The organism is Methylobacterium sp. Leaf87 (genome assembly GCF_001422775.1).
Classification (GTDB): Bacteria; Pseudomonadota; Alphaproteobacteria; order Rhizobiales; family Beijerinckiaceae; genus Methylobacterium.
Window position 1 is genome coordinate 24,427 of record NZ_LMMI01000008.1, and the last position, 21,832, is coordinate 46,258.

Here is a 21,832-nt window from a genome sequence, read left to right on the forward strand (position 1 = left end):
AGAGGCCCCTCAGGCCTCGGTTCCTGTCACATAATGGCGAACATAGCGAGAACCCAGCCCCGTCAGGATCTCGTAGCCGATGGTGCCGGCAGCGTGCCCGACGGTGTCGATGTCGAGGGCGTCACCGATGAGCGTCGCGGTTCCACCACGCGCTGCGCCGGGGGCGCCGGTGACGTCGAGAATGACGAGATCCATGGAGATGAGCCCGACGATTGGGCAACGTACGCCGTCGACCAGGGCCATACCCCGTCCGCTGGCCGCACGCGGATAGCCGTCGGCGTAACCGAGTGAGAGGGTAGCGAGGCGGCGTCGGCCATCCGCACGCCAGGCGGCGTTGTAGCCGGCGGTCTCGCCGGCCACGACGGTACGAACCTGCACGATGGTCGCCTCCAGGCGCACCACTGGACGCATGGGATTGGGTGTACCCGGCTTGGGGTTGCCACCGAAGAGCGCATAGCCGGGGCGCAGCAGGTCGTGGTGGGCTCGCGCACCCAGGAAGACGCCGGATGAATTGGCGAAGGAGGCGGGGATTCCCGGCAAGGCCGCGCGCAGGCGGACGAAGTCCGCAGCCTGCCGCGCATTGATGGCCTCGTCCGGCAATTCGGCACTGACGAGATGGGTCATCAGGAGGTCGATGCCCGCCCGGGCCACGAGGGGATCGTCGACGAGTCCCAGCGCCTCGGACACGCAGAAGCCGAGGCGGTTCATCCCGGTGTCGATATGGAGCGCGGCGGGCCTCGGAGCGCCGGACTCGGCGGCAAGCGCCGCCCACTCGATCATCTCGTCGCGCGATCCGAGGACCGGGCGCAGGGCATGGGCGATGAGCGCGGGGCCGATGCCGGGCAGGAGCCCGTTAAGGACGTAGATGGTCGCGTGCGGCAGAAGCGCGCGCGCCGCGACGGCCTCGCCGAGGTGGGCGACAAAGTAGGTTCGGCACCCGGCCGCCCACAGGGCGGGCGCGACTTGGGTGAGGCCGCAGCCATAGGCGTCGGCCTTGACCACTGCCGCGCAGGTGAGGCCGGGCGCCTCGTCCGCGAGGCGGCGCCAGTTCGCCGCGATGGCCCCGAGGTCGATGGTGAGGGTGGCGCCGTGGCCTGCTTCGATCACGCTGTCCAGCTTTGTTCGGTCATTGATTCGGCAGGGTTCGTTCCGAAGCAGACCCTAAACAAGGGCCGGAGGCTTCCACCACCAGATCGCTCGCAGGAATTGTCACCGAATCGCCTGACATGCGATCACATATGCTGGTCGGGGATCCGGTCCGACTGGGCCAGGTTCGAGAACCGCGTGATGTTTGCGTCGAACTGGAGCTCAACCGTGCCGGTGGGGCCGTGGCGCTGCTTGCCCAGGATCACCTCGGCCTTGCCGTGGACGCGGTTCATCTCGGCTTCCCAGGCGAAGAACTCTTCCGTGCCCTCACGGGGTTTCTTGTTGTTGACGTAGTACTCCTCGCGGAACACGAACATCACCACGTCAGCGTCCTGCTCGATGGAGCCCGATTCGCGCAGGTCCGAAAGCTGCGGGCGCTTGTCCTCGCGGTTCTCGACCTGACGCGAGAGCTGCGACAGGCCGATGATCGGCACGGCGAGTTCCTTGGCCAGCGCCTTCATGCCCGTGGTGATCTCGGTCATCTCCTGCACGCGGTTGTCCGAGCGCTTGCCGGAGCCCGACAGGAGCTGGAGGTAGTCGACGATGAGCAGGTCGAGACCCTTCTGGCGCTTGAGGCGCCGGGCACGCGCCGCGAGCTGGGCGATTGAGATGCCGCCGGTCTGGTCGATGTAGAACGGGATCGTCTGCATGTCCCGGGCGGCGTCGGTGATCTTGTAGAAATCCTCCGGGCGGATGTCGCCGCGGCGGATCTTGTAGGAGGGCACGCCGGACTGCTCGGCGATGATGCGGGTGGCGAGCTGCTCGGCCGACATTTCGAGGGAGAAGAACCCGACGATGCCGCCGTTGACCGTCTTCATGACGCCATCCGCGCCCTTCTCGCCCTTATAGGCCTTGGCGATGTTGAAGGCGATGTTGGTCACCAGCGAGGTCTTGCCCATGGCCGGGCGGCCCGCGAGGATGATGAGATCCGACGATTGCAGACCGCCCATCTTGGCGTCGAGGTCGGACAGGCCGGTGGCGATGCCCGAAAGCTTGCCCTCGCGCTGGTAGGCCTTGGCGGCCATGTCGACGGCGGTGGTGAGCGCCTCGGAAAATTTCTGGAAGCCGCCGTCGTACTTGCCCGATTCGGCGAGTTCGTAGAGCCTGCGCTCGGTGCCCTCGATCTGGTCGCGGGGCGAGGATTCCACCGGGGCCTCGTAGGCGCCGTTCACCAGATCCTCGCCGATGGTGATGAGCCGGCGCCGTATAGCCAGATCGTAGATGGTGCGGCCGTAATCGCCCGCGTTGATGACCGTGGTCGCCTCGGCCGCGAGGCGGGCGAGGTACTGCATCACCGTCTGGCCACCGAGATCGGCGTCGCCGAGATACGTCTTCAGGGTGATCGGGGTCGCGAGCTTGCCGCCCTTGATGAGCTGCGAGGCCACCTCGAAGATCTTGCGGTGGACGTCCTCCATGAAGTGCTCGGCCAGGAGGAAGTCCGAGATGCGATAGTAGGCGTCGTTGTTGACTAGGATCGCGCCGAGCAGGGCCTGCTCCGCATCGATGTTGTGCGGCGCGACGCGGAATTCCTGCGTCACCTGTTGAAGGTTGGCCACGAGGGCGTTGGGCAGGGCCATGGGCTGACTCGAGGCTCCGACTTTTCCAAGCGCGCGGGGATGTGGTCACCCAACCCGCCTTCATTCAGAGGCCAACCATGGCGCACCGTGGTTAAGAGCCTCTGATCACGATCGACCGATCCGCGTGCGAGCCCGGCCAGAGCCGGACGCACGAACGCCCGCGACTCAGGCGAGGCGCGGGCGTCTATTTTGGAACAAAGGAGGAACAAGTCAAACCGTGAACGCTATCGCTCCCCGTTCTCCACCGCCCCGAAGGGCCGTGAATCGGCTTACTCGCGGTCGTCGCCGGCCTCGGCCAGCGCCGCGCCGACTTCGAGGCCGAGGTCGTCGAGGTTGAACGCCTCGCGCTCGGTGGTGGACTCGCCGCGGGCCTGACGCTCGGCCTCCTCGGGGGAGCGGGCGACGTTGACGGTCACGGAGACCTCGACCTCGGGGTGCAGCACGACGGGGACGACGTGCAGGCCGAGGGTCTTGATCGGCTGGTTCAGCGCGAACTGGTCACGACCGACCGAGAAGCCCTCCGCGGTGACGACCTCGGCGAGATCGCGGGTCGAGACCGAGCCGTAGAGCACGCCGGTCTCGCCCGACTGGCGGATGAGCACGAAGCTCTTGCCCTCGAGGGTCTCGGCGACGGTCTGGGCCTCGGACTTCTTCTCGAGGTTGCGGGCCTCGAGTTGGGCGCGCTGGGTCTCGAAGTGCTTCTTGTTGCCGGCGGTGGCGCGCAGGGCCTTGCCGCGGGCGAGGAGGAAGTTGCGGGCGTAGCCCGGCTTCACGTTCACGGTCTCGCCCATCTGGCCGAGCTTGGCGACGCGCTCGAGGAGGATGACTTCCATGGTTCTGGTCCTTCGGTTGGGGTTGGGATGGAAAACCGCCGGCCTCGGCCGGCGGCAGGCTCAAGGTCGCCCGGGCACGTCCTTCGGACGGCGCCGGTCGAGGGCGGTGTCGGCGATGCCGAACAGGGTCAGGGCCACGAAGGCGATCCCCTGGGTCACGAACAGGATGAGGTACAGGCCGAACAGTAGGGCGAGGCGCCCCGGGCGGCCCCGGCTTCGGTCGTGGAAGGCGGCAAGTCCCTGGATGGCGAAGGCCGCGCTGAGGGCGCCGGCCACGGCCACGCCGAGCACACCGGGATAGCCCGGCGTGAAGGTCAGCAGGAGGGCGACGGCCAGGATGCCGAGGACCCGGCGCGGCATCCGCGTGGAGGGCAGGTCGGGCCAAGGCCGGGGCAGGCGGCCCGATACTTTTACGATTTTCGCGGCGGCCCATAAGTAGAACACGAGGAGGACGGCCAAGCCCTGCGCGGCGAGACCCGGCGCGATGCGGGCCAGGGCGTCGGACACGTCGTCCTTCAAGGTGTCGTCGGGCTTGCTCGCGTCCGGTTTCGGAGCATCCGGGTCCGCCGCATCAGGGGCGGTCTGGGCCGGGACGGTCGCGCGCCCCTGGGTCTGGATCTTCACGATGGTGCGCGTCATGTCGCGCAGCTGCGTGTGGAAGGTCTCGTAGTTCGGCGCCGCGATGACCGCGATGGCGACGAAGGCAAGGCCGGCCGTGCCGGCGGTCCAGGCCAGCAGCCGGCCTGTCGGATACCATTCCATGGTACCGTCGGCGCCGGGCCGGCCGAGGAGCGCGAGGTAGGCGAGCCACCAGGCGGGCAGGGCCAGATAGGCGAGAAAGCCGAGGCCGAGGAAGGGCTGCACCACGAGGGCCAGCGCGAGGCTGCCGGTGACGGCCGCGACGAGGGCGGCCTTGTGGCTCCAGCCGAGCCCGACGATGAGGATCGGGAGCGGGGCGAGCAGATAGAGGATGATGGCGAGTGCCGTCGCCTTCAGCAGCACGCCGAAGAGGAGAGCCGAGACGAGGCCCGCGCCGATACCGATTCCGAGAAACTGACCCATCGATCCCGCTGTCCCACTGTCCCGGTGCCGGGCAGGGTTAGAGGCACGCATCGCCCCAACGTCTCCCAGCCCTCACCATCGAAGGCCGGTACGAAACACTTCTACCGGTGAACCGGCATGTGCCTCGGCTCCATCGGAGCCGAGGCGGTCGTGACTACTTGATCACGTAGGGCAGGAAGCCGAGGAAGCGGGCGCGCTTGATCGCCTGGGCGAGCTCACGCTGCTTCTTGGCGGACACCGCCGTGATGCGCGACGGGACGATCTTGCCGCGCTCGGAGACGTAGCGCGACAGGAGCTTGACGTCCTTGTAATCGATCTTGGGCGCGTTCGCGCCCGAGAAGGGGCAAGTCTTCCGACGACGGAAGAAGGGACGGCGTCCGCCGCCCGCACCACCACCAGCACCGCCAGCGGCGGGTGCACCGGGTCCAGCACCAAACGCCATAGCTTAAGCCTCCCCGCCGAAGCTGCGCTCGGGGCGGTCGCCCCGGTCGCCGCGATCACCACGGTCGCCGCGATCGCGGTCGCCGCCGAATCCACCACCACCGCCGAAGCCTTCGTCGTCACGACGACGGCCGCGCTCACGATCCTTGCGGTCGTCGCGGTCGCGCTTCTGCATCATCGCCGACGGCTCGGACTCGAGCTCTTCGACGCGGACGGTCATGAAACGCAGGACGTCCTCGGAGATCTGCATCTGGCGCTCCATCTCGGCCAGGGCGGCCGGGGGGGCGTCGACGTTGAGGAGCGTGAAATGCGCCTTGCGGTTCTTCTTGATGCGGTAGGCGAGGGACTTCACGCCCCACATCTCGATCTTCTCGACCTTGCCGCCATTGGCTTCGATGACGCCCTTGTAGGTCTCGACCATGGTCTCGACCTGCTGGGTCGTCACGTCCTGGCGTGCCAGGAAGACGTGTTCGTAGAGAGGCATTAACGGGCCCTTCATATCCAAAGGGACCCGACGGCACATGGGAGTGCGGGATAAGAAGCGTCGGGCCGGTTCGTACGCGAAATCGCCCGGCGCCAAGCCCTTCGAGCCGTTTGAAGGCCCGAGCGGTTGATCGAAGGCGGAGACACGGGACGACGGGAAAAGCCCTTGCGGAACCTCGCCCTATGCCGAACGAATCGGCATCGTCCGTTCAGCCCCCAGCCGGAGCGAACGCGAGGGGTGGCGGATAAACCAGTTGTTCGGGCTTGGCAAGGCAGCCGCCATTCGGGCCCATAGCGGTGAGAAGGGCTGACCTTCGGCTCGGCATCTCAGACGCTGGGATCCCGCGTGGTGGTTTCGTGGTGGATCGTCTCCACGCTCGCGACGGCTTCGTGCCGGCGCAGCCGCCCGGTCAGCGCATCGAGGGTATTGCGGTCCACATGCACGAGGCAAAGGGTAATCTCATCGCTCGCATCGACTCCGCGTTGGCGAATTACGATCTGCCGCAGCTTCGGCGCACACGGCCCGGCGAGGGCGCGTAGGTGTGCGAGGGTCAGCGCATTGTGTCGAGCGACGATGCGCAGATCGTATTTCTGGCGCCGCTCGCGGTAGCGTTCTTCCAGCGGCTTCATGCCCGCCAGGATACCCAGCACGATGGCAGTTGTGGCGATGGCCGGTACGTAGAGCCCGCCCCCGGACGCAAGACCAATGGCGGCCACCGCCCAGAGGCTCGCGGCGGTTGTGAGGCCCTTCACGACCTCACCGCGCAGGAGGATCGTGCCGGCACCGAGGAAGCCGATGCCGGACACCACCTGGGCGGCGACACGGGACGGATCGAGGGTCACGTTCGGTCGGCCCAGGATGTCGGCGAACCCGAAGGCCGAGACGATCATCAGCAGGCACGAACCGACGCAGACCAGCATGTGCGTCCGCATGCCGGCCGCCCACACCAGTCGCTCCCGTTCGAAGCCGATGACGCTGCCGAGCAGCGCGGCCACGAACAAGCGGCCAACCATGTCGAAGTTGCTCAGCACGATTCGACGCTCATCGTCCGCTCGTGGGCGTCCGGTTATTTGTTCGGCTTTTCGGACAGGAGTGCCCCCGTCTTCGGATCGGCGTGGAACTGCATCTTCGTGCCGTTCTTCACGCCCTCGCCCTCCCAATGGCCATCATCGGCCTCGAACTCCGTGATGCTGGTGTAGCCCTCCGCCATCAACTTCTGTTTCACCTGCGCGGCGGGCATCCAATCGGCTCCGGGCTGGTCGGCGAGTGCTGCCGTCGATGCGGCAAGGGCGAGCGCCAGGGCGAGGGGAATCGAGCGTGACATCCAGAACTCCATGAGCCGGCAAAAAATCCAGACGGTTCAACGGGAATGCTGGGGGTGGGTTCCTGCGCGGCCTATCAAATCGATGCCGCGATCGCCTGCTGGATGCCCAGGATGTTCGCGCCCCGCTTCAAGGTCTTCTGGATCGGCTCGGCCCTGCCGGACACCCAGATCTTGAGTTCGGAATCGAGGTCGAAACTCCCGGCCGTCTCGACGGAGAAGCAGGTGATCGCCCGGTACGGCACCGTCATGTACTGGACCTTGCGGCCGGTGATCCCCTGCTTGTCCACGAGGATCAAACGCCGGTCGGTGAACACGATGAGATCCCTCAGGAGTCGGAAGGCGACCTGCACGCTTTCACCCTCAGTGAGGATGCCGGCGAGCTGCTCGCTGATCTCCGCCGCCGAGAGGTCGCTGCCGTGGCCGAGAAGGCCGTCGAGAAATCCCATCGTATGCCGTATCCCCGTTCGTGCTTGCGAGGCCTATGTAATGATGGTGCTGGCCTGGTGAAACGACCGGGCCGTGTTGATCTCCGTGGGGATCGCGTTTGGAGTCCGCCGGATACATGATTCATCGTTCCTTGCGTCTCGGCGTGAACATCGACCACGTCGCCACCGTTCGCAACGCGCGCGGGGGCGGGCATCCCGATCCGATCCGGGCGGCGCGAATGGCCGTCGAGGCGGGGGCGGACGGCATCACGGCGCACTTGCGCGAGGACCGGCGCCACATCCGCGACGCCGACATGGAGACCTTGGCCCGGGTCCTGACCGTCCCCCTCAACTTCGAGATGGCGGCCACCGACGAGATGGTCGCCCTGGCGATTCGCCTGAAGCCCCATGCCGCCTGCCTCGTGCCGGAGAAGCGCGAGGAGCGCACCACCGAGGGGGGGCTCGACATCGTCGGCGGCCACGAACATCTGGCGCCCCGCATCATTGCCCTGAGCGCGGCCGGCATCCGCGTATCCCTGTTCGTCGAGCCCGATGTCGCGGTGATGGACGCCGCACACCGCCTCGGCGCCCCCGTGGTCGAGCTCCACACTGGGACCTATTGCGAGGCGGTGGCGGCCGGAAACACCGAACGGGTATCGGTGGAACTCGCTCGAATCGCCCGCGCGGCGACGCATGGCGCCAGCCTCGGCCTGGAGATCCATGCCGGTCACGGCTTGGCCCTGGACAGCGTCGGACCGGTGGCGGCGTTGGCCGAGATCGCCGAGCTCAACATCGGCCACGCCCTCATCGGCGAGGCGATCTTCACGGGGTTGGATCAAGCCGTCCGCGACATGCGGGCGGCCATGGACGCCGCCCGGGGAGCGAGCGCCGCATGATCGTCGGCATCGGCTCCGATCTCTGCGACATCCGCCGCATCGCACGCTCCCTCGAACGCTACGGCGAGCGCTTCACCCACCGGGTCTTCACCGACGGAGAGCGGGCGAAATGCGATGCCCGCGCCGCCCGCGCGCCGTCCTACGCCCGGCGCTTCGCCGCCAAGGAGGCCTGCGCCAAGGCGCTCGGCACCGGTCTCAGCCAGGGCGTATTCTGGCGGGACATGGAGGTGGTGAACCTGCCCGGCGGTCGCCCGACCCTACGCCTGACCGGCGGGGCCGCGACGCACCTCGCCGGGCTGATTCCGGCGGGTTATGCCCCCAAGGTCCACATCACCCTTACGGACGATCCTCCCATGGCTCAGGCCTTCGTGATCATCGAGGCGGTGCCGCTCGGCACCCTCCGGGCCTAGCCGGCGGCCCCCTCGCGTTGCGGCTCCTCCGCGCATGGTCTATGCCGCCGCTCGACCGTCGATGACGGACGGGGCCTGGACGTCGGCCTTCCGTGTCGAATCGGAGAGGCCAGCCAGATGGAACGTGCCCGCGTGGACCACCAGACGAAGCATGACTTGAAGGCGGCCGAGACCGGAACCTGGGCCAGCATCAAGGAAACCCTGAAGGTCGGCGGCCAAGCGCTGCTCATCGCCCTCGTGGTGCGGACGCTGCTGTTCCAGCCGTTCAACATCCCGTCGGGGTCGCTCGTGCCGACGCTCCTCATCGGCGATTACCTGTTCGTCTCGAAATATTCCTACGGCTATTCGAAATATTCCCTGCCTTTGAGCGAGTACCTGCCGTTCACGGCCGACGGCCGGGTCTGGGCGGCGACCCCGAAGCGCGGCGACATCGCGGTGTTCAAGCTGCCCAAGGACAATGCCACGGACTACATCAAGCGCGTCATCGGCCTGCCCGGCGACAAGATCCAGATGAAGGCCGGCCTGCTCTACATCAACGACGTGCCGGTCAAGCGCGAGAAGATCGCGCCGTTCGAGACCACCGGCCCCTACGGTGAGCAGGCCAAGGCCGAGCAGTACCTCGAGACCCTGCCGGGCGGCGTCACCCACAAGGTGATCGAGCGCGACGGCGACAACGGTTACTGGGACAACACCGAGCCCTACACCGTGCCGGAAGGGCGGTTCTTCATGATGGGCGACAACCGCGACAACTCCACCGATTCGCGCGATCTCGCCAATGTGGGCTTCGTGCCATTCGAGAACTTCGTCGGCCGGGCGGAGATGATCTTCTTCTCCATCGACGAGGGCACGCCGGCGTGGCAGATCTGGAACTGGCCGGCGAAGGTCCGCTGGGGCCGCCTGTTCACCACCATTCAGTAGGGCGATTGCGAACCGTGGACGAAGAGGCGCGTCCCTCCAGCCGGGCGCGGCGCGCGCCGCGTCCGAAGCCCGGCCTCGCCGTGCTCGAAGCCGCGATCGGCCATGCCTTTGCCGACCCGAACCTGCTGGTCCTGGCGCTGACCCACGTGAGCAAGGCGGGCGGCAATGGCCGTCTCGGCAGCTATCAGCGCCTCGAATTCCTCGGCGATCGTGTGCTGGGTCTCGCCATCGGCGATCTCCTCTACGCCGCGTTTCCGGGAGCCGACGAGGGTGACCTGTCGCGGCGCCTCGCCGGCCTCGTCCGGCGCGAGACCTGCGCCGCCGTGGCCACCGCGTGGGATGTCGGTCCGCACCTGTTGCTCGGCCCCGGCGAGGTCCAGAGCGGCGGGCGCCGCAACCAGACCATCCTGGCCGATGCCTGCGAGTCGATCCTCGGCGCCGTGTTCCTCGACGCCGGCTATGCCAAGGCCAAGGCCATCGTGGAGGCCGCCTTCACCCCGGGCGTCGACACGGCCGCCCCGCGGGGACGCGACGCCAAGTCGTCGCTCCAGGAGTGGGCGATGGGCCGCGGCCTGCCGATCCCCGCCTACGAGGTGGTGGAGCGCTCCGGCCCCGATCATGCCCCCCTGTTCCGCATAGCTGCCCGGGTCGAGGGCTTCGCGCCCGGCATCGGTTCCGGCCCGTCCAAGCGCCTTGCCGAGCAGGAGGCCGCCCGCCTCGTGCTGGAGCGCGAGGTGCTCGGTCAGACCCCCACCCCAACCATGGAGACGTCGGCGGACGTCCGCGAAGGAAATTCCCCCGATGTCTGATCCCGATTTCGAGACCGACCACGACGACGACGATCTGCCGCCCCTGGTGCCGATCCCTTCGGCGCCCATGCCGGAGAACACCACCGCCGGCTTCGTCGCTCTCATCGGCATCCCGAATGCCGGCAAGTCGACACTTTTGAACAGCCTCGTCGGCACCAAGGTGTCCATCGTCTCCCGCAAGGTGCAGACGACGCGCGCACTCGTGCGCGGCATCGTCATGGAGGGCACGGCGCAGATCATCCTCGTCGACACCCCCGGCATCTTCGCGCCGAAGCGCCGCCTCGACCGCGCCATGGTGCATTCCGCCTGGAGCGGCGCGTCGGACGCCGACGCCGTGTGCCTGCTCATCGATGCCCGCAAGGGCGTCTCCGACGAGGTCGAGGCGATCCTGGCCAAGCTCCCCGACGTGAAACGCCCCAAGGTCCTGATCCTCAACAAAATCGATCTCATCCCGCGCGACCGCCTGCTGGCGCTCTCCGCCTCGCTCAACGAGCGCATCGCCTTCACCCACACCTTCATGATCTCGGCGCTGAACGGCGACGGCATCGACGTGCTGAAGGCGACCCTGGCTTCAATGATGCCGAAGAGCCCGTGGCTCTACCCCGAGGATCAGGTCTCGGACGCCCCGATCCGCATGCTGGCCTCCGAGATCACCCGCGAAAAGCTCTACGACCGCCTGCACGAGGAACTGCCCTACCGCTCCACCGTCGAGACCGATCAGTGGCAGGTGCGGACCGACGGATCGGTGCGCATCGAGCAGACCATCTTCGTCGAGCGCGAGAGCCAGCGCTCCATCGTGCTCGGCAAGGGCGGCCAGACCATCAAGGCCATCGGCCAGGCGGCGCGGCGGGAGATCGCCGAGGCGGCCGAGCAGACGGTTCACCTGTTCCTGCACGTGAAGGTGCGCGAGAACTGGGCCGACGATCCGGCACGCTACCGCGAGATGGGCTTGGAATTCCCCCGCGGCTAGCAAGGTTTCACCCATGTGGTCGCCGGTTTCCCGTCGAGGATCGGCGACCTGTCAGGAAGCCGAACAGGGTGAAGCGTTGGCTTGCCGACGCGAACCTGCTTCGGCATCGACTATCACCGACCAGCCCAGGTCACCCGTCACGCTCTCAGCCGTCGAGGCGCGCACCATCCGCGCCGGATCGTATCATCATGTCCGTCACATCGTTCTCGCACGCCGTCTACGGCCTTCCGCCCGCTGAACTCATCGATGGGCCGGAGGGGGCCGCCGACGGCGCCGTTCAACTTTCGCCGCTGATCCCGGGGTCGCCACGGATCGAGGATGTCGATCTGGGCAGCCTCGAACGGATCGACGTGCTGGCGCCGGCCGGCACCATCGAGCGGCGCTACGTCCTGGCCCAGGCGTTGCGCGCGCTGCGTCCCGGCGGTCGCCTCACGGCCCTCGCCCCGAAGGACAGAGGCGGATCGCGCTTGGCCAAGGAACTCGCGGGCTTCGGAGCGCCGGCGACGGAGAGCGCCCGGCGCCACCACCGCATCTGCGTGGTCGATCGGCCGGAGGCCATCGGCGATCTGAAGGCGGCCCTCGATGAGGGTGGTCCGCGTCATATCGACAACCTCGCCCTGTGCTCGCAGGCCGGCATCTTCTCCTACGACCGCCTCGATCCGGGCTCGGCCCTGCTCCTGTCGCTGCTCCCCCCGCTCTCCGGCAGCGGTGCCGATTTCGGCTGCGGCCTCGGGGTCCTGGCGCGCTCCGTCCTGCATTCGCCCAAGGTCACGACCCTGACCCTCATCGACATCGACCGGCGTGCCGTGGAAATGGCGACGCGCAACGTCGGCGATCCGCGCGCCACGATCCGCTGGGCCGACATCCGCGCGGGCCATCTCGGCCTCAGCCGCCTCGACTTCGTGGTGATGAACCCGCCCTTCCACGACGGCGGTTCAGAGGATCAGGCCCTCGGCCAGGGCTTCATCGCCCGTGCGGCCGAGGCCCTGCGCCCGGGCGGTACCCTGTGGCTCACCGCCAACATGCACCTTCCCTACGAGAAGCCCCTCAAGGCCGCATTCAAGACCGTCGAGCTGAAAGCATCGTCTGGCGGCTACAAGATCTTCGAGGCCCGGAAATGAGCAAGGCGGGCAAGACCCCGACCCTGCGCCTCGACCGCCTGCTCGCGAACATGGGCTACGGCTCGCGCCGTGAGATCGGGCTCCTCACCGGGGCCGGCCTCGTCGTCCTCGACGGCGCCGCCTTGCGGGATTCGGACCAGCGCATCCCGGTCACACCCGATCTGGCGCAGCGCATGGTAGTGGACGGTGTCCCCCTCGATCCGCCGCCGGGCGTGACCCTGATGCTGCACAAGCCGCTCGGCGTCACCTGCTCGCACAAGGAGGCGGGGCCGCTGGTCTACGGTCTGCTGCCCGACCGCTGGCGCCGGCGCGACCCGGCCCTGTCCACCGTCGGCCGCCTCGACAAGGAGACGTCCGGCCTCCTGCTGCTGACCGACGACGGCGCCCTGCTGCATCGGATCATCGCGCCGAAATCCAACGTCGCCAAGCGATACCAGGTGACTCTGGACCGCCCGCTCAAGAGCAACGAAGCCGCGATTTTCGCCTCCGGCACCCTGATGCTGGAGGGCGAGGACAAGCCGCTCCTGCCGGTGGAGACGGAGGTTCACGACGAGACCCGCGCCGCCGTCACCCTGCACGAGGGTCGCTACCATCAGGTCCGGCGCATGTTCGCCGCCGTCGGTAATCACGTCGTCGGCCTCCACCGCGACCGAATCGGCGGGCTCGACTTGCCGGCCGATCTCGAGGCCGGCGCGTACCGGGTGATGGACGAGGCCGCGATCGCCGCCGTTTTCGGCGGCGCACAGGCCTGACGGGCTCCGCCCGCCCCAAAACCTTGCCATCGCAAAAACCGTCTGGTAAGGCCCCGCCCATTCCACACGCGGAGTTGGCCTCATGCCTGAATGAGGCGTTTCCGGTGACCGGTGCCCCACGGGACCCTGGTCGCTTCCTCCGCGGCGGCATAACCGGAGAGACAAAAGATCATGGCCGTTGATTTCAGCATGCGTCAGCTTCTCGAGGCCGGCGCCCACTTTGGGCACCAGGCCCACCGCTGGAACCCGAAGATGCAGTCCTACATCTTCGGGACGCGCAACAACATCCACATCATCGACCTGGCCCAGACCGTGCCGGCGCTTCACCAGGCCCTGCAGGCCGTGAGCGACACCGTGGCCAAGGGTGGCCGCGTGCTGTTCGTCGGCACCAAGCGCCAGGCCGCCGACACCATCGCCGAGGCCGCCAAGCGTTCGGCCCAGTACTACGTCAACTCCCGCTGGCTCGGCGGCATGCTGACCAACTGGAAGACCATATCGGGCTCGATCTCGCGCCTGCGCAAGGTCGACGAGATCCTCGATGGCGGGGCCCAGGGCCTCACCAAGAAGGAGCGTCTCATGCTCGCCCGCGAGAAGGACAAGCTCGAGAAGGCCCTCGGCGGCATCAAGGACATGGGCGGCGTGCCCGACCTGCTGTTCGTGATCGACACCAACAAGGAGCAGCTCGCGATCAAGGAGGCCCAGCGCCTCGGGATCCCGGTGGCCGCCATCGTCGACACCAACTGCAACCCGGACGGCATCACCTACGTGGTTCCGGCCAACGATGACGCCGGCCGCGCCATCGCTCTGTACTGCGACCTCATCGCCCGCGCTGCCATCGATGGCATCTCGCGCGGTCAGGGCTCGAGCGGCATCGATCTCGGTGCCTCCGAGGAGCCGACCGCCGAGGAGCTGCCCGCCAACGACGAGGGTGCGGCATCCATCGAGTCCGGCTCGGTCACCCAGGCCGATGTGGCCGCCCTCGTGGAGTCCACCGAGCACTTCGAACTGCTCTCGGCCCCGCGCGGCGCCCCCGACGACCTGTCGAAGCTCCACGGTGCCGGTCCCCAGATCGTTCAGAAGCTCAACGAAGCCGGCGTCTACCATTATTGGCAGATCGCCGCGATGAGCGAAGCGGACGTCGCCAAGGTCGATGCCGATCTCAAGCTCAATGGCCGCATCGGCCGTGACGGCTGGGTCGAGCAGGCCCGTGGCTTCGCCGAGGCCGCCGCCGCCGCCTGAGACCGCCACGGCGGCCTCGAGCCAGGGCCGCCACCGACGGATCGACACCATCATCCTGAAGCCCGGTGCTTTTTCCAGAGCGCCGGGCTCCTTCACTTCAAGAATCCCCCACTTCAAGAGTCCCGGAAAGGACAGGCCATGGCCAACATCACCGCCGCACTGGTGAAAGAGCTCCGCGAAAAGACCGGCGCGGGCATGATGGACTGCAAGGGCGCACTGAACGAGACGGACGGCGACATCGAAGCCGCCGTCGACTGGCTGCGCAAGAAGGGCCTCGCCAAGGCCGCCAAGAAGGCCGGCCGCGTCGCCGCCGAGGGCCTCGTCGCCGTCGAGTCCGCCGGGCACCACGCCGCCCTCGTCGAGGTGAACTCCGAGACGGACTTCGTCGCCCGCAACGACAGCTTCCAGGGCTTTGCTCGCGAGGCCGCCAAGCTCGCCCTGGATACCGACGGCACCCTCGAAGGCCTCGAGTCCGCCAAGTTCCCCGGCGCCGAGACCACCGTCAAGGAGAGCCTCGCGAACCTCATCGCCACCATCGGCGAGAACATGACCCTGCGCCGCGTCGCCAAGCTCGACGTGACCAAGGGCGTCATCGCCTCCTACGTCCACGGCCAGGTGGTCGACGGCCTCGGCAAGATCGGCGTCCTCGTCGCCCTCGAGTCCGAGGGTGACGTCGAGGTGCTCTCCACCCTCGGTCGCCAGATCGCCATGCACGTCGCCGCCACCAACCCGGTGGCCCTCGATGCCGCCGGCGTCGACCAGCCGACCCTCGACCGCGAGATCAACATCCTGCGCGAGAAGAACGCCGGAAAGCCCGAAAATGTGCTCGCCAAGATCGTCGAGAGCGGCCTGAAGAGCTACTACAAGGAGGTCACCCTCCTCGAGCAGCCCTTCGTGCACGACGGCTCGAAGACCATCACGCAGGTCCTCAAGGAAGCCGAGGGCAAGGCCGGCGCACCGGTCAAGCTCACCGCCTTCGTTCGCTACGCCCTCGGTGAGGGCATCGAGAAGGAAGAGGCTCCGGATTTCGCCGCCGAGGTCGCGGCCGCCGCTCGCGGCTGATCACGGACCGACGGTCTGACGAAAATGTGAGGGGGGCGGTGGCAGTGATGCCGCCGCCCCTCGACGTTTCGGTCCCGCCTGCGCTAGACACCCCTCCGCTTCCGATTGGCTCGCCGCCCCGATTTCGGGACGGCTTTGAGGGGACTGGCTCGATGCCGGAGACCACACCGTTTCGCCGCGTCCTCGTGAAGCTGTCCGGGGAGGCGCTCGCTGCGCCGGACGGTTACTGGCTGCACCCCCCGACGCTCGCCGGTATCGCCGACGACATCGCCCGTACGCGGGAGGCTGGAATCCAACTCGCCCTGGTGGTCGGCGGCGGCAACATGATCCGCGGTGCGCGCATCTCGGCCGCGGGCTGGATCGACCGGGCCACCGGGGATTCGCTCGGCATGATGGCGACGGTGATGAACTCGCTGGCCCTCGAGACCGCCCTGAACGCCGCCGGCGTACCCGCCCGCACCATGTCGGCCGTGTCGATGCCGACGATCTGCGAGACCTTCGCGCGGCAGCCCGCCCTGCACCACCTCGACAAGGGGCAGGTCATCGTGCTCGCGGGCGGCACCGGCAACCCGTTCTTCACCACCGACACGGCCGCCGTCCTGCGCGCCGCCGAGCTGCGCTGCGATGCCGTGCTCAAGGCGACGCAGGTGGACGGGGTCTACTCGGCCGATCCGAAGATCGACCCGTCCGCCACCCGCTACGATCGCCTCACCCACGACGAGGCTATCGGCCGCGACCTGAAGGTGATGGACACCGCCGCTTTCGCCCTCGCCCGCGAGAGCCGTCTCTCCATCGTGGTCGGGTCCGTCCATGCGCCGAGCTCGATCCGGGCCATCCTCACGGGGGAGGCACCGGCCACCCACGTGGTTCCTTGATCCACGCTCCCGCGATCCTCGGATGCGAAACGCCGAAGGGCCGCGAACACATTTGCGGGCCACAGGGTTTTGGTTCATTGAAGCCGCAGAACGGGCCCCGGCGGCCCGGCTTCCCTCCCTCTCTGTTCGCGTCGGGACACTGAACGCATGGCTGCTATCCCCGAATTCGATCTGAACGACATCAAGCGCCGCATGCAGGGGGCCGTCACCTCCCTCAAGGGCGACCTCGGTTCCCTGCGAACGGGCCGCGCGACCCCGAGCATCCTCGATCCGATCCAGGTCGATGCCTACGGGGCGATGATGCCAATGGCGCAGGTCGCCACCGTGAGCGTGCCGGAGCCCCGCCTGCTGAGCATTTCGGTCTGGGACCGGGGCATGGTCAGCGCCGTCGAGAAGGCGATCCGTGAATCCGACCTCGGCATGAACCCCCAGACGGAAGGCCAGACCATCCGCCTGCGCGTGCCGGAGATGAACGAGCAGCGCCGCAAGGAAATGGTCAAGGTCGCACACAAGTATACGGAAGAGGCTCGTGTCGCCGTCCGCCACGTACGTCGCGACGGGCTCGACCATCTGAAGAAGCTGGAGAAGGACGGCGCCATCAGCGAAGACGACGAGAAGCGTCAGGCCGGTGAAGTCCAGAAGGTCACCGATCAGCACATCGCCGAGATCGACGGCGTGCTGGCGTCCAAGGAAAAGGAAATCATGCAGGTCTAGCGCATCTGCCCGAGAGGTGGACACCGGCTTTCGCAACAGCCGATGCGTGACCGAGGATCGGGAGCATCGTCTTGGAGCGGGTATCCGAGACGATGCTCCCCTGCGCTCTGCGACGACTTGGATGTTGAGTTCGTCGTAAGGACGCAGGACGAGGGAAGGTTCTGGGACCGCGATTCGATTTGATCGATCACGGTTCCGGCGTTCGGCGGATTGCCGTCCGAACGGGACGAAGCACGGGGGAGGGGCGCGTTGGGTCGAACTGAGGGCGCGCGTCACATCGAAGCCGGGATGGTGGGAGGGCAGGGCGCGTCGGCGTTCGAAGTCCGCTCGCCGGCCGTGTCCGGTGCGGCGCCGGTGCTGCCCGCCGGCCTCGCGCTGCCAGCGCCCGCGCACGTCGCCATCATCATGGACGGCAACGGACGCTGGGCGGCACGGCGGGGTTTGCCCCGCGTCGAGGGCCATCGCCGCGGCGTCGAGGCCGTGCGTCGGGCCGTGCGGTCCTCCATCGACCTCGGCGTACGCTACCTGACCATCTACACGTTCTCGTCCGAGAACTGGCGCCGTCCGCCGGCGGAGGTCGCCGACCTCATGGGCTTGCTCAAGTTGTTCGTCCGCCGCGATCTGGCCGAGCTTCATCGCAACGGCGTGCGCGTGCGGATCATCGGCGACCGCGAGGGCCTGAGCGCCGATATCGTCGCCCTTCTGGACGAGGCCGAGGCGATGACCCGGGCCAATCCCGGCCTGACCCTGGTGGTCGCGTTCAACTACGGTGGTCGCCAGGAGATCGTCCGCGCCGTGCGCACCCTCGCCCGGGCCTGCGCCGAGGGCCGTACGAGCCCCGACGACATCGACATCGACGCCATCACGGCGGCCCTCGACACCACCGGCATTCCCGATCCCGATCTGGTGATCCGCACCTCGGGCGAACTGCGCCTGTCGAACTTCCTCACGTGGCAGACGGCCTACGCCGAGTACGTGACCACGCCCGCCCTGTGGCCGGACTTCGACCACGACGCCTTCGTGGCGGCCATCGGCGAGTACCATCGCCGCGACCGGCGCTTCGGCGGTCTCAGCGACAAGACCGGCTGATGGGAAGCCCGAGCGAGGCGGCCCCGGGTGTGCGGCGCAATCCCCTGAGCGGGCGCGAGTTCCAGCTTCGCCTCGTGTCTGGGGTGGTGCTGGCGATCCTCGTGGTCTCAGCCCTGATCCTCGGTGGCGGACCGTTCGCCTTCATCTGGCTGGCCGCCGCCCTCGTCGGCGCCGCGGAGTGGATCGGCATGAGCCGCACCGGCCCGCGCCGGCTGCTCCTGACGATCATCGGCGTGACCCTCGCGGGCCTCTCCCTGTGCCTCCGGGAGGGAGCCACCCCCCTCGTATTCCTCGCCGTCGCCGCGACGGGGACCCTCGGTCTGCTCGTCCTGGCCCAGGACGGTCCGGCGCGGGGCCGCGCGGTGGCGGGCCTTGCCGGCGGCGCCGTGGTCGCGCTCGTTCCGCCGGGTCTGCGCGACGATCCCGGCATCGGCATCCTCGGGCCCGCCTGGATGTTCGCGGTGGTGTGGTCCACCGATGTCGTCGCCTACATCACAGGCCGCACGTTCGGCGGCCCGAAGCTGATGCCGAGTGTCAGCCCGAAGAAGACGTGGTCGGGCGCGCTCGGTGGTCTCGCCGCCGGGACCGCCGCGGGCATCGGCCTCGTCGCCCTGGCGCGGGGCTACGGCTGGAGCCCGCTCGCGGCGACCTCACTTGCCATCGTGGGCGCTGTCAGCGCCGCCGCCTCGATCTTCAGTCAGGCCGGCGATCTGGCCGAATCCGCCCTGAAGCGGCACTGGGGCGTCAAGGATTCCGGCCGCTCCATCCCCGGCCACGGCGGGGTCATGGACCGTCTCGACGGTTTCGCCGCCGTGGCCTTGCTGGGCGGATTGTATCTCCTCGCGCATCGCATGGGCGCGGTCTGAAGGATTGTCTCCGTTGAGTCTCACCGTTTCCATCCTGGGTGCCACCGGTTCCATCGGCCGCTCCACCACGGACCTTCTCGGCCAGCATCCCGAGCGCTTCCGCGTCGGCGCCCTGGTGGGCGGCCGTGACGCCGTCGCGATCGCGAAGCTCGCGCGCGAAATCGGTGCCGACTTCGTGGCGCTGGCCGACGAATCACAGGGGGCGGCCCTGCGCGATCTCCTCTCCGGCACCGGTATCCCCAACGGCGCCGGCGAAGGCGCGGTGCTGGAGGCCGTGGCACGCGATGCCGACATCGTCGTGGCCGCCGTGAGCGGAGCCGCCGGTCTTCGCCCGACCCACGCCGCGCTCCGCCTGGGTCGCACGGTGGCGCTCGCCAACAAGGAGAGCCTCGTCTGCGCCGGCGACGCCTTCATGCGGGACGCCGTTCGCTACGGAGCCACCCTCCTGCCGGTGGATTCCGAGCACAACGCCCTCGCCCAGGCGCTCGGTGACGGCAAGGTCGCGGATATCGCCACCATGACCATCACGGCCTCCGGCGGGCCGTTCCGCACCTGGACCGCCGAACGCATCGCCGCCGCCTCGCCCGCGGAGGCCGCCGCCCATCCGACCTGGTCCATGGGCATGAAGATCAACATCGATTCGGCGTCCCTGATGAACAAGGGCCTCGAACTCATCGAGGCGCATCACCTCTTCGCCATCGAGGCGGCGCGCCTCGACGTGATCGTCCACCCACAATCCATCGTGCATGGCCTCATCACCTGGCGCGACGGCGCCGTCACGGCGGGGCTCGCCATGCCCGACATGCGGGTGCCCATCGCCCATTGCCTGGGGCTCGGCGAGCGGCTGACCATCGCGCGGGGCCGTTCCCTCGACCTCGCGGCGGTGGGGAGTCTCACCTTCGAGGCCGCCGACGAGATACGGTTCCCGTGCCTTCGGATCGCCAGGGCCGCCCTGCGCGACGGCGGTGCGGCCCCGACGGTGATGAACGCCGCCAATGAGATCGCGGTGGCGGCCTTCATCAGTGGCGCCATCGGTTTCTACGGGATCGCCGATCTGGTCGAGCGCGCTTGTACCCATTTCGCAGGGCTCTACCGGCAGGCACCGTCGGATGTCGACGAAGCCCTGGCCATCGACGCCGAGGTGCGGGCCTGGAGCAGCGAAGCCCTGGCGGCTTGATCCCGCCCGGAGCGCGTCGCGGCGAGCTTCGGGTCAAGCCCTCCCTCTTTACCCAAATCGCAGGAAAACCGGCTTTCCGGCTGGTCTTTGCCCCAGTGCGACGCCAGAACCACGCTGGCGCATTTGCGTTCGCCGGCCCCGGCCCCGATCTGCTACAGGCGGATTGGATTGCCGGCAGGACGCTTCGAGGATCGACGATGGACTTTCTGAACGCGATGGGCGGGACAGCCGCCGGATTCTTCGGCAACGTGATCCCGTTCCTGATCGTGCTCAGCGTCGTCGTGTTCGTTCACGAGATGGGGCACTTCCTCGTCGGACGCTGGTGCGGCGTCGGCGTCCACGCCTTTTCCCTCGGGTTCGGCCCCGAACTCTTCGGCTTCAACGACCGTCACGGCACACGCTGGAAGCTTTCGGCCGTGCCGCTCGGGGGCTACGTCAAGTTCCACGGCGACGCGAACGGTGCCAGCGTGCCGGACCCCGATGCGGTGGCGCGGATGAGCCCCCAGGAGCGCGCCACCAGCTTTCCGACGCAGCCCCTGGCCAAGCGCGCCGCCATCGTCGCCGCCGGTCCCATCGCCAACTTCCTCCTCGCCATCGTGCTGTTCTCCGGAGCGATCTACTTCGGCGGACGCTACGAGACACCGGCCCGCGTCGAGGCGGTGATGGCAGGGAGCGCGGCCGAGCGCGCCGGCTTCCAGCCCGGCGACATCATCCGGGCCATCGGCGGCACCACCGTCAACAGCTTTACCGACATGCAGCGTTCGGTCACCACCAGCGCCGGTTCCAGCCTCGCCATCACCGTCGAGCGCAACGGCGAGCGGCAGGTGCTCACCGCCGTGCCGGACGGCGTCGAGGAACGTACCCCGTTCGGGCGGCACCGTTTCGGTCGCCTCGGCATCCAGGGGCCGAAGGGCAGCGAGGCCAAGCTCGTCCATTACGGCCCGCTCCAGTCCGTGGGTCAGGGCGTCTACGAGACCTACTTCGTGGTCGACCGGACCATCGATTACATCGGCAAGCTCGTGACCGGGCGTGAATCGGCCGATCAGCTCTCCGGGCCCATCGGCATCGCCCGGGTCTCGGGCGAGGTCGCCAAGGTCAGCGGTGCGGGCGGACTCATCGGCCTCATCGCCCTTCTGTCGGTGTCCATCGGCCTTCTCAACCTGTTTCCGGTGCCCCTGCTCGATGGCGGACACCTTCTGTTTTACGCCTTCGAGGCCGTGCGCGGGCGGCCACTGAGCGAGCGTACGCAGGAAATCGGCTTCCGGATCGGTTTGGCCCTGGTGCTGTTCCTGATGCTGTTCGCCGCTTGGAACGACGTCCTCAATCTCGGTGCCTCCTGGGGGTCGCGCGGCACCTGATCGACGTTCCCAGGCAATCCTCAAACTCGATCAAATCACTGGCCGCGCTGGCGCATCCGCCGCGCGGCCAAGTCGCGTTGTGGCTTCGTTCACCATGTTCGGCGATGGCGTTTCGGTGTTAAGTGACCGGAAGGCCACGTGTCCCCAAAATCCCCTGTGAGCGGGTGACCCCAACGTTTGCTTCGACCGGGAAACCCGCTAGAAGCTGAGCTTGGGACCAGACGACGGGACGACCGGGCAAACCGGCGCCTGTCCGCGGGTGCGAACCCGTACTGATAATAAAA

24 protein-coding genes are annotated in these 21,832 nt (G+C 67.9%); 15 read left to right on the top strand and 9 right to left on the bottom strand.

Going from position 1 to position 21,832, the window contains the following annotated elements; all coding sequences use genetic code 11:
• Positions 1 to 9 precede the first annotated feature (9 nt).
• The 9 genes from alr to ASF22_RS06915 form a co-directional block, all read right to left on the bottom strand.
• Positions 10 to 1,107, bottom strand: a complete 1,098-nt coding sequence (alr, locus tag ASF22_RS06875) for an alanine racemase (protein ID WP_082483558.1) — start codon at positions 1,105 to 1,107, stop codon at positions 10 to 12.
• 125 nt (positions 1,108 to 1,232) lie between these two features.
• On the bottom strand, positions 1,233 to 2,723 hold the full coding sequence (locus ASF22_RS06880) for a replicative DNA helicase (protein WP_056086665.1): 1,491 nt from the start codon (positions 2,721 to 2,723) through the stop codon (positions 1,233 to 1,235).
• 269 nt (positions 2,724 to 2,992) lie between these two features.
• On the bottom strand, positions 2,993 to 3,556 hold the full coding sequence (rplI, locus tag ASF22_RS06885; RefSeq protein WP_056086662.1) for a 50S ribosomal protein L9: 564 nt from the start codon (positions 3,554 to 3,556) through the stop codon (positions 2,993 to 2,995).
• Positions 3,557 to 3,616: 60 nt separating this feature from the next.
• On the bottom strand, positions 3,617 to 4,618 hold the full coding sequence (locus tag ASF22_RS06890; RefSeq protein ID WP_056262770.1) for a DUF2232 domain-containing protein: 1,002 nt from the start codon (positions 4,616 to 4,618) through the stop codon (positions 3,617 to 3,619).
• Positions 4,619 to 4,772: 154 nt separating this feature from the next.
• On the bottom strand, positions 4,773 to 5,060 hold the full coding sequence (gene rpsR, locus ASF22_RS06895) for a 30S ribosomal protein S18 (RefSeq protein ID WP_056173092.1): 288 nt from the start codon (positions 5,058 to 5,060) through the stop codon (positions 4,773 to 4,775).
• Positions 5,061 to 5,063: 3 nt separating this feature from the next.
• Positions 5,064 to 5,543, bottom strand: coding sequence for a 30S ribosomal protein S6 (rpsF, locus tag ASF22_RS06900; RefSeq protein ID WP_056173095.1), 480 nt, complete (start codon positions 5,541 to 5,543; stop codon positions 5,064 to 5,066).
• Positions 5,544 to 5,869: 326 nt separating this feature from the next.
• On the bottom strand, positions 5,870 to 6,574 hold the full coding sequence (locus tag ASF22_RS06905; protein ID WP_056262773.1) for an MgtC/SapB family protein: 705 nt from the start codon (positions 6,572 to 6,574) through the stop codon (positions 5,870 to 5,872).
• A 35-nt stretch (positions 6,575 to 6,609) separates the two neighbouring features.
• On the bottom strand, positions 6,610 to 6,867 hold the full coding sequence (locus ASF22_RS06910) for a PepSY domain-containing protein (protein ID WP_056174085.1): 258 nt from the start codon (positions 6,865 to 6,867) through the stop codon (positions 6,610 to 6,612).
• A 74-nt stretch (positions 6,868 to 6,941) separates the two neighbouring features.
• On the bottom strand, positions 6,942 to 7,313 hold the full coding sequence (locus tag ASF22_RS06915) for a PH domain-containing protein (RefSeq protein WP_056262775.1): 372 nt from the start codon (positions 7,311 to 7,313) through the stop codon (positions 6,942 to 6,944).
• A gap of 116 nt (positions 7,314 to 7,429) precedes the next feature.
• Here ASF22_RS06915 and ASF22_RS06920 point away from each other — a divergent pair, with 116 nt between their 5' ends.
• The 15 genes from ASF22_RS06920 to rseP all read left to right on the top strand — a co-directional run bounded on the left by ASF22_RS06920 (position 7,430) and on the right by rseP (position 21,548).
• On the top strand, positions 7,430 to 8,188 hold the full coding sequence (locus ASF22_RS06920) for a pyridoxine 5'-phosphate synthase (RefSeq protein ID WP_056173103.1): 759 nt from the start codon (positions 7,430 to 7,432) through the stop codon (positions 8,186 to 8,188).
• Positions 8,185 to 8,598, top strand: coding sequence for a holo-ACP synthase (gene acpS / locus ASF22_RS06925; RefSeq protein WP_056173106.1), 414 nt, complete (start codon positions 8,185 to 8,187; stop codon positions 8,596 to 8,598). The genes ASF22_RS06920 and acpS overlap by 4 nt, the downstream gene beginning before the upstream one ends.
• Before the next feature lie 117 nt (positions 8,599 to 8,715).
• Complete coding sequence (gene lepB, locus ASF22_RS06930; protein ID WP_056173108.1) at positions 8,716 to 9,516, top strand: signal peptidase I; 801 nt, start codon at positions 8,716 to 8,718, stop codon at positions 9,514 to 9,516.
• A gap of 14 nt (positions 9,517 to 9,530) precedes the next feature.
• Positions 9,531 to 10,325, top strand: a complete 795-nt coding sequence (gene rnc / locus ASF22_RS06935) for a ribonuclease III (RefSeq protein ID WP_056262778.1) — start codon at positions 9,531 to 9,533, stop codon at positions 10,323 to 10,325.
• Complete coding sequence (gene era, locus ASF22_RS06940) at positions 10,318 to 11,295, top strand: GTPase Era (protein ID WP_056173114.1); 978 nt, start codon at positions 10,318 to 10,320, stop codon at positions 11,293 to 11,295. The genes rnc and era overlap by 8 nt, the downstream gene beginning before the upstream one ends.
• Positions 11,296 to 11,483: 188 nt before the next feature.
• Entirely contained in the window at positions 11,484 to 12,416 is a 933-nt protein-coding gene (locus tag ASF22_RS06945) for a methyltransferase (protein ID WP_056173116.1), read from the top strand.
• Positions 12,413 to 13,168: a pseudouridine synthase gene (locus ASF22_RS06950; RefSeq protein ID WP_056262780.1), complete on the top strand. Its 756-nt coding sequence runs from the start codon at positions 12,413 to 12,415 to the stop codon at positions 13,166 to 13,168. The genes ASF22_RS06945 and ASF22_RS06950 overlap by 4 nt, the downstream gene beginning before the upstream one ends.
• A gap of 171 nt (positions 13,169 to 13,339) precedes the next feature.
• Positions 13,340 to 14,407: a 30S ribosomal protein S2 gene (locus tag ASF22_RS06955; protein WP_056173123.1), complete on the top strand. Its 1,068-nt coding sequence runs from the start codon at positions 13,340 to 13,342 to the stop codon at positions 14,405 to 14,407.
• Positions 14,408 to 14,545: 138 nt separating this feature from the next.
• Positions 14,546 to 15,469: a translation elongation factor Ts gene (gene tsf / locus ASF22_RS06960; protein WP_056173126.1), complete on the top strand. Its 924-nt coding sequence runs from the start codon at positions 14,546 to 14,548 to the stop codon at positions 15,467 to 15,469.
• Positions 15,470 to 15,621: 152 nt separating this feature from the next.
• Positions 15,622 to 16,344, top strand: a complete 723-nt coding sequence (gene pyrH, locus ASF22_RS06965; protein WP_056173129.1) for a UMP kinase — start codon at positions 15,622 to 15,624, stop codon at positions 16,342 to 16,344.
• A gap of 147 nt (positions 16,345 to 16,491) precedes the next feature.
• Entirely contained in the window at positions 16,492 to 17,058 is a 567-nt protein-coding gene (frr, locus tag ASF22_RS06970; RefSeq protein ID WP_056173131.1) for a ribosome recycling factor, read from the top strand.
• Between the two features lie 249 nt (positions 17,059 to 17,307).
• The gene (locus ASF22_RS06975) at positions 17,308 to 18,147 is read left to right on the top strand and encodes an isoprenyl transferase (protein WP_244474218.1); all 840 of its coding nucleotides are present in this window, start codon (positions 17,308 to 17,310) and stop codon (positions 18,145 to 18,147) included.
• A complete protein-coding gene (locus tag ASF22_RS06980) occupies positions 18,147 to 19,013 on the top strand; it encodes a phosphatidate cytidylyltransferase (RefSeq protein ID WP_056262783.1) in 867 nt (288 codons plus the stop codon). Before ASF22_RS06975 ends, ASF22_RS06980 begins: the two co-directional genes overlap by 1 nt.
• Before the next feature lie 13 nt (positions 19,014 to 19,026).
• Positions 19,027 to 20,190 (top strand): 1-deoxy-D-xylulose-5-phosphate reductoisomerase, encoded by a 1,164-nt coding sequence (gene dxr / locus ASF22_RS06985; protein WP_056262786.1) that lies wholly within the window; start codon positions 19,027 to 19,029, stop codon positions 20,188 to 20,190.
• 197 nt (positions 20,191 to 20,387) lie between these two features.
• The gene (rseP, locus tag ASF22_RS06990; protein ID WP_056262789.1) at positions 20,388 to 21,548 is read left to right on the top strand and encodes an RIP metalloprotease RseP; all 1,161 of its coding nucleotides are present in this window, start codon (positions 20,388 to 20,390) and stop codon (positions 21,546 to 21,548) included.
• Positions 21,549 to 21,832 lie beyond the last annotated feature (284 nt).